This is a genomic window from Niveispirillum sp. (assembly GCF_052437035.1).
Classification (GTDB): Bacteria; Pseudomonadota; Alphaproteobacteria; order Azospirillales; family Azospirillaceae; genus Niveispirillum.
This window is the reverse complement of record NZ_JBQVOH010000001.1, coordinates 275694-287937: the sequence shown is the minus strand read 5'-3', so window position 1 is coordinate 287937 and position 12244 is coordinate 275694. Positions and strand designations below refer to the sequence as shown.

General features: G+C 65.3%; 11 protein-coding genes. 6 read left to right on the top strand and 5 right to left on the bottom strand.

Annotated elements, in window-relative coordinates; genetic code table 11:
- Nucleotides 1-2: 2 nt before the first annotated feature.
- On the bottom strand, nt 3-1211 hold the full coding sequence (locus ACT6Q8_RS01375) for a DUF418 domain-containing protein (protein ID WP_444735036.1): 1209 nt from the start codon (nt 1209-1211) through the stop codon (nt 3-5).
- A gap of 132 nt (nt 1212-1343) precedes the next feature.
- On the bottom strand, nt 1344-1823 hold the full coding sequence (locus ACT6Q8_RS01370; protein WP_444735035.1) for a DUF29 domain-containing protein: 480 nt from the start codon (nt 1821-1823) through the stop codon (nt 1344-1346).
- A 138-nt stretch (nt 1824-1961) separates the two neighbouring features.
- Here ACT6Q8_RS01370 and ACT6Q8_RS01365 point away from each other — a divergent pair, with 138 nt between their 5' ends.
- Nucleotides 1962-2123: a hypothetical protein gene (locus ACT6Q8_RS01365; RefSeq protein ID WP_444735034.1), complete on the top strand. Its 162-nt coding sequence runs from the start codon at nt 1962-1964 to the stop codon at nt 2121-2123.
- 54 nt (nt 2124-2177) lie between these two features.
- Here ACT6Q8_RS01365 and gatA read toward each other — a convergent pair whose 3' ends face one another.
- Both gatA and gatC read right to left on the bottom strand, forming a co-directional pair.
- Nucleotides 2178-3659 (bottom strand): Asp-tRNA(Asn)/Glu-tRNA(Gln) amidotransferase subunit GatA, encoded by a 1482-nt coding sequence (gatA, locus tag ACT6Q8_RS01360; protein ID WP_444735033.1) that lies wholly within the window; start codon nt 3657-3659, stop codon nt 2178-2180.
- Nucleotides 3659-3961, bottom strand: coding sequence for an Asp-tRNA(Asn)/Glu-tRNA(Gln) amidotransferase subunit GatC (gene gatC / locus ACT6Q8_RS01355; RefSeq protein ID WP_444735032.1), 303 nt, complete (start codon nt 3959-3961; stop codon nt 3659-3661). The genes gatA and gatC overlap by 1 nt, the downstream gene beginning before the upstream one ends.
- Before the next feature lie 97 nt (nt 3962-4058).
- Here gatC and ruvX point away from each other — a divergent pair, with 97 nt between their 5' ends.
- Complete coding sequence (ruvX, locus tag ACT6Q8_RS01350) at nt 4059-4571, top strand: Holliday junction resolvase RuvX (RefSeq protein ID WP_444735031.1); 513 nt, start codon at nt 4059-4061, stop codon at nt 4569-4571.
- A 7-nt stretch (nt 4572-4578) separates the two neighbouring features.
- Here the strand turns inward: ruvX and ACT6Q8_RS01345 are convergent, their stop codons facing one another.
- Nucleotides 4579-8184 (bottom strand): hydantoinase B/oxoprolinase family protein, encoded by a 3606-nt coding sequence (locus tag ACT6Q8_RS01345; RefSeq protein ID WP_444735030.1) that lies wholly within the window; start codon nt 8182-8184, stop codon nt 4579-4581.
- Between the two features lie 204 nt (nt 8185-8388).
- On the opposite strand from ACT6Q8_RS01345, the gene ACT6Q8_RS01340 reads away from it, so the two are divergent.
- From ACT6Q8_RS01340 to ACT6Q8_RS01325, 4 genes are read left to right on the top strand one after another with little or no spacing between them, the layout of a single operon-like run.
- The gene (locus ACT6Q8_RS01340) at nt 8389-9180 is read left to right on the top strand and encodes a LytTR family DNA-binding domain-containing protein (RefSeq protein ID WP_444735029.1); all 792 of its coding nucleotides are present in this window, start codon (nt 8389-8391) and stop codon (nt 9178-9180) included.
- A 21-nt stretch (nt 9181-9201) separates the two neighbouring features.
- Nucleotides 9202-10632, top strand: coding sequence for an amidohydrolase family protein (locus ACT6Q8_RS01335; protein ID WP_444735028.1), 1431 nt, complete (start codon nt 9202-9204; stop codon nt 10630-10632).
- Nucleotides 10625-11782, top strand: coding sequence for a dipeptidase (locus tag ACT6Q8_RS01330; RefSeq protein ID WP_444735027.1), 1158 nt, complete (start codon nt 10625-10627; stop codon nt 11780-11782). The genes ACT6Q8_RS01335 and ACT6Q8_RS01330 overlap by 8 nt, the downstream gene beginning before the upstream one ends.
- A 12-nt stretch (nt 11783-11794) precedes the next feature.
- Nucleotides 11795-12229 carry a RidA family protein gene (locus ACT6Q8_RS01325; RefSeq protein ID WP_444735026.1) on the top strand — a complete coding sequence of 145 codons (435 nt, stop codon included), beginning with the start codon at nt 11795-11797 and terminating at the stop codon, nt 12227-12229.
- The last annotated feature ends 15 nt before the right edge of the window (nt 12230-12244 follow it).

Here is a 12244-nt window from a genome sequence, read left to right as displayed (position 1 = left end):
GATCAGATCGCCACCCGCCGGAACGGCACATCGAACCGGCGCAAAGTGGCGCAGCGCCAAAGCCATTCCACGGGACCATAGGCATGGTGGCGCAGCCACCAGTCGGCAAAGCGCATCTGCGCGGCCACGAACAGCACGCCCACGCCCACCGACAGGGCAATGCCCCAATGCTGATAGAAGCCCAGCCCATAGCCATGGAAAAAGGGCACGAAGATGATCGAATGCATCAGGTAGCAGGTCAGGCTCATCCGCCCGAACGCGGCCAGCCGGCCCGTGAAGCCAAAGCCCGCGATGCGGCGATAGATCAGGGCGAAACCTGAGGCCCAGAGCAGCATCTGCATCAGGTTGGCCCAGCCGCCCGTCATCATGCCCAGATGGTATTTCACCAGGCCCTGCAGGGGCAGCCCCTGCACCCATAGCGACAGCGGGAACAGAAGGGCGAAACCGGCCAGGGCCAGTTGGAATGTCCGCAACCAGATGCGGCGATTGTCAGGACTGTCCAGGTAAAGCTGCAGCCGCCCGGCCATCATGCCCAGGATCAGCAGGCCCGCCATCTGCTGCCAGCGGCCCGATTCGGCGAAGAACCAGAACCGCGCCGTCTGCCCTGTTGTCAGGTTGTTCACGAACACCGCCGACCAGCTATCCTGGGTGAACAGCGTGAAGATGCGGCCATAAAGGGCCCAATGCGACGGGTTGGATGGCGTGGTCTCCGGCGTAATCCACAGGCTGGCCACGGCCCACAGCGACACGGCCTGACCCAGCAGCAACACAACCAGTGGCACTAGCCAGCGGTCGGGCACGCGGTAGAGCAGGACCAACGGCAGACCAAAGACCGCCAGGACCAGCAATATGTCGCCGATATAAAGCAAGGCATGGACATAGCCCAGGCCCCCCAGCAGCACCAGCCGCCAGAGGAACCGCAGCCTCGCCGTCGCGTCGCCATCCTTCCTGGCCCAGCTTTGCAGGATCAGGGTGAAGCTGATCCCGAACATCATGGCGAAGATGGCGTAGGCCTTGCCCGCGAACAGGCCGAAGGTCAGGTGATGCACAAACTGGTTCAGGCTGTTCAGCCAATCCGGCGCGTTGGCCGGATAGCGCAGCAGTTCGAAATGTTCATCCATATGGACCAGGAACAGCCCGATCAGGGCCGTTCCACGCAGCGCATCCACCATGTCGATGCGGCTGCCGTCCCGTGACACGACATTGCCCATTATCTACTCCCCTGCCCTGCCAGAACTCTCCTGGCGGGCCGCCCCGGTCTTGCCGCCGATGGTCATTGGTCGGGCACCCCACTTCCGGGGCCGAAGGTGACATGGCGGGCGTAGATGGGCAAGGCGCAGGCGTCAGCGGCGCATGTGATCGGGCAGGAATTCCTCTGGGAAATCCAACTCCATGACGAGATCATAGGTAAAGGGCATGTTTTCCGGAAAGACGGACACATCAACCTCCGCTTCATCCGCCGCGATATGGCGCGCCTCCGCGTAAATCTCGGACAGACACTCCCGCGCCATGGGCCGCAGGCTGGGGCTGCGCTTCAAGCGCTTGGGTATCGAGCGTCGCTGTTCACGGATCGTCAGCCACCATTGCCGGGCGTTGCGTTCGCGCAGTTCGGGACAATAGATCAGCTTCAGCAGGTGGGTCAGCAGCAGGCCGAGACGGTTTTCGATCTCGTCCCACTTCACATCCCCCATATCCTCAATCTCCTCGGCCACCCGCTCCCAATCAATCGCATTGTTATGCCCGCTCTGACCCGCCTCGCGCAGGCGCATGGCCTGCTCGCGCGTCCAGGCGTAATAATCGCGGTCGTAGAGATTGTCGGGCATGGGCATCCCCCATCGACGGAACCAGCGGGATTGTGGGGGAATAAAGTGACTGCGGCAAGGGGGTGGCTGGCTTCTGATCGGCAACTGTTCTAGGGTCGCGACCATGTGCACATGCATGGGACGCGCCGGAGGGCGGGAATGGTCAAGAACATGGGGCTGATGCTGGTCCTGGCCGGTGCCCTGGCCCTGTCGGGCTGTGGTGTTGCTTCTACAGTGGGAACCGTCGTCGGAACCACGGTCGACGTTGCCACGACGGCGGTCTCCACGACCGTGGATGTGGTGACGGCACCGCTGCCCTGAAACAGAAAAGGCCCCGTCACCCTGCGGTGACGGGGCCTTTCGTTTAAGCTGTGATCAGCGGCAGTAGGGCGGCAGCGGCTGCGGGCCGGCGGCCTTTTCGATGACATCGGCGACGCGCAGCATCGTCTCCTCATCAAACGGACGGCCGATGAGCTGCAGACCCAGCGGCAGACCATCGTAAGCCAGACCCGCCGGCACCGACATGCCCGGCAGACCGGCCAGCGAGGCCGGCACCGTGAACACGTCGTTCAGGTACATGGCGATCGGGTTGTCCTGCTTCTCCCCAATCGCAAACGCCGTGCTGGGGGCTGTCGGCGTCAGCAGGATGTCGCATTGCTCGAACGCCTTGGCGAAATCCTCGGCGATGCGGGCGCGGACCTTCTGGGCCTTCAGGTAATAGGCATCGTAATAGCCCGCCGACAACACATAGGTGCCGATCAGGATGCGGCGGCGCACTTCCTTGCCGAAGCCTTCACCGCGCGTATTCTCATACATCTCCGCCAGATCCTTGCCCTCAACCCGCAGGCCAAAGCGCACGCCATCATAGCGGGCAAGGTTGGAGGAACATTCGGCGGGAGCGACCACGTAATAAGTGGCCAGCGCGTATTTGGTGTGCGGCAGGCTGACCTCCACCGGGGTGGCCCCTGCGGCCTTCAGCCATTCGATGCCTTGGCTCCAGACGCGCTCAATCTCCGCCGGCATGCCATCGACGCGGTATTCCTTGGGAATGCCGACGCGCAGGCCCCGGATATCGCCGGTCAGCGACGCAAGGAAGTCCGGCACCTTCATATCGACGGACGTGCTGTCCTTCGGGTCGAAGCCGGCCATGCTCTGCAGCATCAGGGCGGCATCGCGCACGGTGCGGGTCATCGGCCCGGCCTGATCCAGCGAGCTGGCAAAGGCGATGGTGCCCCAGCGGGAGCAGCGGCCATAGGTGGGCTTGAGGCCCACGATGCCAGTGAAGCTCGCCGGCTGACGGATGGAACCGCCCGTGTCGGTGCCCGTGGCGGCGATGGCAAAGCGACCGGACACGGACGCGGCGGACCCGCCGGACGAACCGCCGGGCACCAGCTTGCGATCCGCACCCGCCGGGTCCTTGCCCGTCCAGGGGTTCAGCACGGGGCCGTAATAGGAGGTGATGTTGGCCGAACCCATGGCGAATTCGTCGAGGTTCAGCTTGCCCAGCATCACAACACCGTCACGGAACAGGTTTTCCGTGATCGTGCTTTCATATTCCGGCTTGAACCCGTCCAGGATATGGCTGGCAGCCGTCGTCAGCACGCCCTTGGTGCAGAACAGGTCCTTGATGCCCAGCGGCATGCCGTCCAGCGGCCGGTTTGTCCCGGCGGCGTAGCGGGCATCGGACGCCTTGGCCTGTTCCAATGCTACGTCCGGCGTCTCCGTGATGAAGGCGTTCAGCGGACGCGCCGCCTCGACAGCGGCAATATAGGCGTTGGTCAGTTCCAGCGCCGTGAATTCCTTGGCCTTCAGCCCGGCCAGGGCTTCGGACATGGAGAGATGGGTCAGGTTGGTCATTATTCGACGACCTTGGGCACGGAGAAGAAATGTTCGGCGGCGTCGGTCGCGTTCGACACGACCTTGTCGGGATAGCCGCCATCCGTGACGACATCCGCGCGGCGGCGCAGGGTCTGGGCCGCGACGGAGGTCATCGGCTCCACCCCGTCAGTATCGACCTCGTCCAATTGCTCGACCCAGTCGAGCAGCTTGTTCAACTCGCCCGCCAGATGCTCCTGCTCTTCGGCGGGAACCTTGATGCGGGCAAGATGGGCGATCTTCGCCACGGTCTTGGCGTCCAGGGTGGCCTTGTCCTGCGACATGGTGCTAAATCTCATCATTGCTGTGGGCTTGTCGTCCCAGCCGTCCGCCGAATGGAAGACGCGGGCGTTAAAGCGGTCAGGAAGCTAGCATCCCATCATGTCCATCCGCAACCTTGTGGAACTGAAAGCGGTCATGCCGCGCCATGCACGCCTTATCGGGCTCGATATTGGCGAGAAAACCATCGGCATGGCGGTCTGCGACCCCGGTTTTACCGTCGCCTCGCCCATCGGTACCATCCGACGCACAAAGTTTACGCAGGATGCGCAGGAACTGGCCCGCGCCATGAAGGACCGCGACGTGCGCGGTCTGGTCATCGGCCTGCCCGTGAACATGGACGGGACAGAAGGCCCGCGCTGTGAGTCGGTGCGGGAGTTCGCCCGCAACCTGCTGATCCGGCCCGAGCTGTTTGGCAAGGTGGAGCCGGAGATCGCGTTTTGGGACGAACGCCTGTCCACCAGCGCGGTCGACCGCATGATGATCGAATGGGACATGACCCGGAAGCGGCGCGACGAGGTGGTGGACAAGATGGCCGCCGCCTACATCCTGCAGGGCGCGCTGGATTATCTGAAAAAGGCGGCGGAGGAGGATGAAGGTCAGGCTGACGCCTGACAGCCTCTTAAATCACCCCATATCCCCCGCCACCCGGCGTCTCGATGACGAACACGTCTTCGGCTGCCATCTCGGCCTTGGCGGTGGCTGACAGCACCTCAATGCGCCCATCGGCCCGTTCCACCCGTGCGCCGCCCGGCAGGGCATCGCCGCCACCCGCCAGCCCATAGGGCCGGATGCGGCGGTTGTTGGACAGGATGGCGGCGGTCATCGGCTCCAGGAAGCGGATGCGGCGTTCCACGCCCTCTCCGCCCGTCCAGCGCCCCACCCCGCCGGAACCGCTGCGCAGGCGGAAACTGTCCAGCAGAACAGGGAAGCGCCATTCCAGCACCTCCGGATCGGTCAGGCGGCTGTTGGTCATGTGGGTATGCACGCCGTCGGTGCCGTCAAAGCCGGGCCCAGCGCCCGACCCGCCACAGATCGTCTCGTAATACTGGTACTTCTCGTTGCCGAAGGTGAAATTGTTCATCGTCCCCTGCGCGGCGGCCAGAACGCCCAGCGCGCCGTAGAGCGCATTGGTCACGGCCTGACTGACCTCCACATTTCCGGCTACCACGGCGGCGGGGTAGCGTGGGTTCAGCATGCTGCCTTCGGGGATGATGATCTCCAGCGGCTGCAAGCAGCCATCATTCAGCGGGATGTCATCATCCACCAGGGTTCGGAAGACATACAGCACGGCAGCGCGAACAATGGCCGACGGCGCGTTGAAGTTCCCCGACTGCTGTTCCGACGTGCCGGTGAAGTCGATCCGCGCCGACCGGGCGGCGCGGTCGATGGAGACGGCGACGCGCACATGCGCTCCGCTATCCATTTCGAGATCGAAATGACCATCCTTCAGGACGCCGATCACCCGGCGCACCTGTTCCTCGGCATTGCGCTGGACATGGCCCATGTAGGAGATAACCGTTTTGATACCGAAAAGATCGACCATCTTCAACAGTTCATCCCGCCCGCGTGCATTGGCGGCGATCTGGGCGCGCAGGTCGCCCAGATTCTGTTCGATATTGCGGGCGGGCCAGGGGCCGCTGGTCAACAGCTCCACCACTTCGCGTTCCAGCAGGACGCCATCGCGGACCAGCAGGAAATTATCGATCAGGATGCCTTCCTGATCGATATGGGTGCTGTCGGGCGGCATGGAACCGGGCGTGATGCCACCGATATCGGCCTGATGCCCCCGGCTGGCCACCCAGAACAGGATGTCCCTTCCGGCCTGATCAAAGACCGGCGTCACCACGGTCACATCGGGCAGATGCGTGCCGCCGCGATAGGGGTTGTTCAGCATCACCGCATCGCCAGGACGCAAACTGTCGCGCCGCGCAGTGATCACGGTGCGCACGCTGTCCCCCATCGACCCCAGATGGACCGGGATATGCGGGGCATTGGCGATCAGATTGCCGCCCGCATCGAACAGGGCACAGGAGAAATCCAGCCGTTCCTTGATATTCACGGAATGCGCCGTGTTCTCCAGCGCCAGCCCCATCTGTTCGGCGATGGACATGAACAGGTTGTTGAACACCTCCAGCATCACGGGATCGGCATCGGTGCCCACGGCCACACGGGCCGGCAGCGGCACCACGCGGCGCAAGATCAACCCGCCCCGCACCGTCACCCGCGCCTGCCAGCCGGGTTCAACCAGCGTCGTCCCCGTCGCCTCCGTCAGGATGGCGGGACCGTCGATGGCGACACCGGGGACCAGGGCGTCGCGGTCATGGACGGCCACCATCCGCTCCACACCCTCCATCCAGACGGGCACGGTGGCACGCGGCGACGGGGCGGCCACAGTGTCGGGTTCGGCCATCAGGGTGTCAGACAATTGTTCCCCACTGGCCGCCACCGCCTCCGCCGACAGGCTTTCCACCACCAGCGGGCGGTGGGGAACATCAAAGCCGAAGCGCTGGCGATGTTCGGCCGCAAAGGCGGCACGCATGTCGGACTCCGATCCGAATGGCACCTCCAGCGTCGCATCGGTGCCCGCCACCTTGATGCGGGCCGTGTGGATCAGGCGGATACCGGCATCGGTGACCCCCTGTTCGCGCAGTTCCGCCGCTGCATCGGTGCCCAGCGCCTCCAGCACCGATGACAGTTCCGCCATCGCGTCCGGCCCCAGGACCAATTCCACCGACCGGTCGCGCAAGGCACCCAGATCGGCCAGGCCCATGCCATAGGCCGACAGCACGCCCGCGAACGGGTGCAGATAGACGCTGGTCATGCCCAGCGCGTCGGCCACCAGACAGGCATGCTGCCCCCCTGCCCCGCCGAAGCAGTTCAGGGCATAGCGGGTGACATCATATCCCCGCTGAACGGAGATATGCTTGATGGCATTCGCCATATTCTCCACGGCAATTTTCAGGAAGCCCTCGGCCAGCGCCTCTGCCCCCATGGGCCGGCCCGTGGCCGCCGCCACCTCCGCCGCCATGGCCGCGAACTTCGCCCGCACCATTTCGGCGTCCAGCTTCTGATCGCCGTTGGGGCCAAACACCGCGGGGAAGAAATCGGGATGCAGCTTGCCGACCATGACATTGCAGTCGGTGACCGTCAGCGGCCCGCCCCGGCGATAGGCGGCGGGACCGGGATTGGACCCCGCCGACTGCGGCCCCACGCGCAGCCGCGCGCCATCAAACCGGCAGATGGACCCGCCACCCGCCGCCACCGTATGGATGCGCAGCATGGGCACGCGCAGGCGCACCCCCGCCACCACCGTTTCCAGGCTGCGTTCATAGGTGCCGGCATAGTGGGAGACATCGGTGCTGGTGCCGCCCATATCGAAGCCGATGATACGGTCCAGCCCTTCTGCGGCCGCCGTCCGAACCGCGCCGACGATCCCGCCGGCGGGACCCGACAGGATCGCGTCGCGGCCCTGGAAACGGGCAGCCTCCGTCAGGCCGCCATTGGACTGCATGAAATAGAGCGGAATGCCGGGCAGCGCGTCGGCCACCTGCGCCACATAGCGGCGCAGGATGGGCGACAGATAGGCATCGGCCACGGTCGTGTCGCCGCGCCCCACCATCTTCATCAGGGGGCTGACCTGATGGCTGGCCGACACTTGCGTGAACCCGATCTCCCGCGCCAGATCGGCCACGGCGGCCTCGTGTGCGGGATAGCGATAGCCGTGCATGAAGATGATGGCGCAAGCGCGATAACCCGCCTCGAACGCCGCCTGTAACCCTGCCCGTGCGGCATCCAGGTCCAGGGGACGGCGCACGGTGCCATCGGCCATCACCCGTTCCGGCACCTCCACCACGCGGGTGTAAAGCTGTTCGGGCAGTTCGATCCTGCGCGCGAATATCTTGGGCCGCGCCTGATAGCCGATGCGCAGCTGATCGCCCAGGCCGGCGGTGATGACCAGCAAGGTCTTCTCCCCCTTGCGTTCCAGCAGGGCGTTGGTGGCGACCGTCGTGCCCATGCGCACAGCCTCCACCGCGTCCGCCGGCACGGGTTCCCCCGGCGCCACGCCCAGCAGGTCGCGGATGCCCTGCACCGCCGCGTCGCGGTAGCGTTCGGGGTTTTCCGACAGAAGCTTGTGGGTCAGCAGGCGGCCATCCGGGCGGCGAGCCACGATGTCGGTGAAGGTGCCGCCCCGGTCGATCCAGAATTGCCAACGCCCAGCCGTCATACCGCACCTTCCGCACCGTCAGAACCCAAACGGCGCGGAGTGTGCCGGGAACCGGGGGTGGGCGTAAACCCCCGTAACGGATTGGCACCGCGAAGGCACCCTTCAGGGTGGCACCCCTGCCGCCCTTCCACTATCCTGCCCCTCACCATCACTGTTCCAAGCCGCCCCATGAAAAGCCCGCCCAGTCTCCTCGGCATGTTGTTGATGTGGTTGATCGTATCGGTCGCCCTCACCATCATGGGGCCGTTTGGAACGATCCGCATTCCGTTCCAGGAACGCCTGCCCTATTGGCTGGGGCTGATGGCGGTCAGCTGCCTGAAATGGTGGGTCTGGTTCCGGCTTACTGGCCCGCTGGTTGGCTGGCGGGAACGCGACATGGCGCTGATGGGCGTTCTGTCGGTGTTCATTCTGCGCCTGACCCTGCCGTTTGAGGTGCAGGTGGCCAACGCCTTTGTCGGTGGCCCGGCGCCCGCCTATCTGCCGCTTTACGGCACGGCGGTGGCCCTGGGCCTGATCATCTGCGCCGGGATCGAGGCTGCACGCTGGGGCATGCGCCGGCATCAGATGACCGGCACGCCGGAGATGGCGGCGGTTGCGACCGCTGCCGCGGCGGACATGGCAGTGACAGCACCAGCCCTGCCCATCGATGCACCCAGCGGCGGCCTGCTGCTGCGGGCCGGGGTGACCGACCCGGCGCAGGTGATGGCGGTGGAGGCAGAGGATCATTATCTGCGCCTGCATCTGAGCGATGGGCGAAAGCCGCTGGTGCTGTACCGGCTGCGCGACGCGCTGGCTGAACTGTCGCCGCTGGATGGCGAACAGGTGCATCGCGGCTATTGGGTGGCGGGCCGGGCCGTGCGCGGCCTGGAACGGCGCGACGGGCGCAAATGGGCGCTGCGCCTGGAGGGCGGCCTGCTGGTTCCCGTCAGCGCCACCTTCATGCCGATGGTGCGCAAACGCGGCTGGCCGGAATTGAGCCCAGCGCTGGAACGCTGAACAGAGAGGGGAAACAGGGGGATGATGGGATTTCACGGAACCGTGCGGCCAGGAATGACCTGCACGGCCCTCGGCCTCCTGCTGCTGGCGGCGTCACTTCTGTCCCCCGCCCTGGCCCATGCCCCGCCGGGCGCCATGGAGCGGCCCTTTGCCCCGGCGGAAAAGGGCGCCCGCGTGATCTATGCCGGCGTCACCCTGATCGACGGGCGCGGCGGACCGGCACAGCCCGGCATGGCGGTGATCACGGAAGGGGAGCGGATCGCAAAGGTCCTGCCCCTGGCGCAGTTGGATGAGACCAGCCGCACAGGCGCCACCCTGATCGACCTGACCGGCCAGTATCTGATCCCCGGCCTGATCGACAGCCATCAGCATATGGCGACACCACCCAACCGGGTGCAGGCAGAAGCACAGATGCGCCGCGATGTGTTTGGTGGCATCACGGCGGTGCGCGACATGGCCGACGATCTGCGCGCCATCAATGAATATGCCCGCGCCGCGCGCGTGGGCGAGGTGCCGGGGCCGGACATCTGGGCCGCCGCCCTGTTTGCGGGTCCCGATTTCTTCGATGATCCGCGCACCGCAGCAGCAGCAGAGGGGGTGAAGCCCGGCACCGTGCCCTGGATGCGCGCTGTCGATGACGCCACCAACCTGGCGGAAGCCGTGACCCTGGCGCGCGGCACGTCCGCCATCGCTGTCAAGCTGTATGACAATCTGCGGCCCCAGGATGTCCGCGCCATCACGACAGAGGCGCACCGCCAGGGCCTGCGCGTCTGGGCCCATGGCATGGTGTTCCCCACCCCGCCCGCCGATGTGGTGGCCGCCGGCGTCGACAGCATTTCCCACACCTGCTACCTCGCCTACCACATCTCCAACCCCCGCCCCCTGACCTACAAGGACCGGCGTCTGGTGGAGATCGACCGGCTGAAGGGCGGGGATAATCCCGAGATGGCGGCCCTGTTCCGGGACATGGCAAAGCGCGGCATCATTCTGGACGCCACCCTGCGCGTCTATCAGGAATATGACAGGCGTCTGGCCGCCAAACCCGACATGAAGCCACGGCCTCATTGTACCCTGGAGGTGGCAGCGGCTCTGACGGCGCAGGCGCGGCGCGAAGGCGTCACCATCGTCACCGGCACCGACGGCGTACCGCCCGCCGCCCATCCCTGGCCCGCCCTGTATGACGAGCTTAACCTGCTGCACACAAAGGCGGGCATGGGCCGGGCGGAGGTGATCCGCGCCGCGACGCTGGACGGTGCCCGCGTCCTGGGCCAAGAGGCGGAGATGGGCAGCGTGGAGGCCGGCAAGCTTGCCAATTTCGTTGTGCTGGCGAAGGACCCGTTGGCCGATCTGGCTAACCTGACCTCCATCCGTTTCACGGTGAAGCGCGGCACGCGCCTTGACCGCACCGCCTATCGCCCCATCACCGCACAGGAGATGCCCCAGGATGAGTGAGATTGCCCGACGCCATCTGCTGCTGACCGGGGCCGCGGCGGCCCTGCTGCCCGCCGCCGTACAGGCCGCCACCGCCATCCCCGGCCCTGCGGGTGCCAGCAGCATCCGCGACATGCTGGTCATCAATGCCCTGGGCGGGCTGGGCAATCCCAATGTGAAACCGGCGGACGGCGCCTCACGGGCGGAAAAGCTGCGCATTGATCAGCGCGCGCTGGATGATGCCCGCCGGTCGGGCCTGCATGTGGTCAACAGCACCATCGGCTGGGTCGCGGGTCCGGGGGAGCCGTTTGAATTCAGCGTGCGGGAGACGGCCTCCACCCTGCTGCAAATCCGCAACCAGCCGCGTGATCTGTCCCTGATCCTGACGGCGGGCGATATTGAGCGCGCGCGGGCCGAGGGCAAGATCGGCATCATCATGGGGTTCCAGAACGCCACCATGTTCGGCAAGGACGCAAGCCGCGTCGATCTCTTCGCCGATATGGGCGTGCGGGTCATGCAGCTGACCTACAATCTCCAGAACGATCTGGGGTCCGGCAGCCTGATGCCGGAGGATCAGGGGCTGACGCCATTCGGCCGGGAAGTGATGGCCCGGATCGAGGCGAACAAAGTCATGGTCGACCTGTCGCATTCCAACCGCCAGACCTGCCTGGACGCGATCAAGGCGGCGACACGGCCCCTGTCGGTCAACCATACCGGCTGCCGTGCCATCACCGATCTGGGGCGCAACAAGACGGATGCGGAAATGCGCGGCATCGCCGACAAGGGCGGCTTTGTCGGCATCTATTTCATGCCCTTCCTGGCCAAGGGCCGCATCGCCACCGCCGATGATGTCGCCACCCATATAATGCACGCCGTGAAGGTGGCGGGGGAGGACCATATCGGCATCGGCACCGACGGCTATGTCACCTCCTATGATGATATGGACGCCTATATGGAGGAGTTGCGGAAGGAGAATGAGCAGCGGGTGAAGCTGGGCATCGCGGCGGCAGGCGAAAGCGCCACCACCACCCCCTTCATCATGGATCTGCGCGGGCCGGGACAGTTCCAGAAACTGGCCGACCTGCTGCTGGCCAAGGGTCTGAAAACCGGACAGGTGGAAAAGATCCTGGGCCGCAATTTCCTGCGCTTTGCGCGCGATGTCTGGGGTTGAAGGAGAACCGAGATGATGAAGCATGCACTTGCCGCCGGCCTGCTGCTGGCCGGGATTTCCACAGGCCCGGCCCTGGCCGATGACATGGTCTTCCACAAATCCTTCCCCGGTGCCCCCTTCTCCGAATCGGTGGAAGTGGATGGGGTGCTTTACCTGTCGGGACAGCTGGGCACCGATGCCAACCTGAAACTGCCCGATGGCATGGTGGCGCAGGGCCGGCAGGTGATGGAGAATATCAAGGCCGCCGTGGAAAAACGCGGACTGACCATGGACCATGTCTTCAAATGCACCGTCATGATGGCGGACATGAAGCAGTGGGGCGACTTCAACAAGATCTACGTCACCTATTTCAAGCCCGACCGCCTTCCCGCCCGCTCTGCCTTCGGCACCAACGGCCTGGCGCTGGGTGCGCTGCTGGAGGTGGAGTGTCTGGCGAAGATGCGGTGAGCAACCGCACCTTAA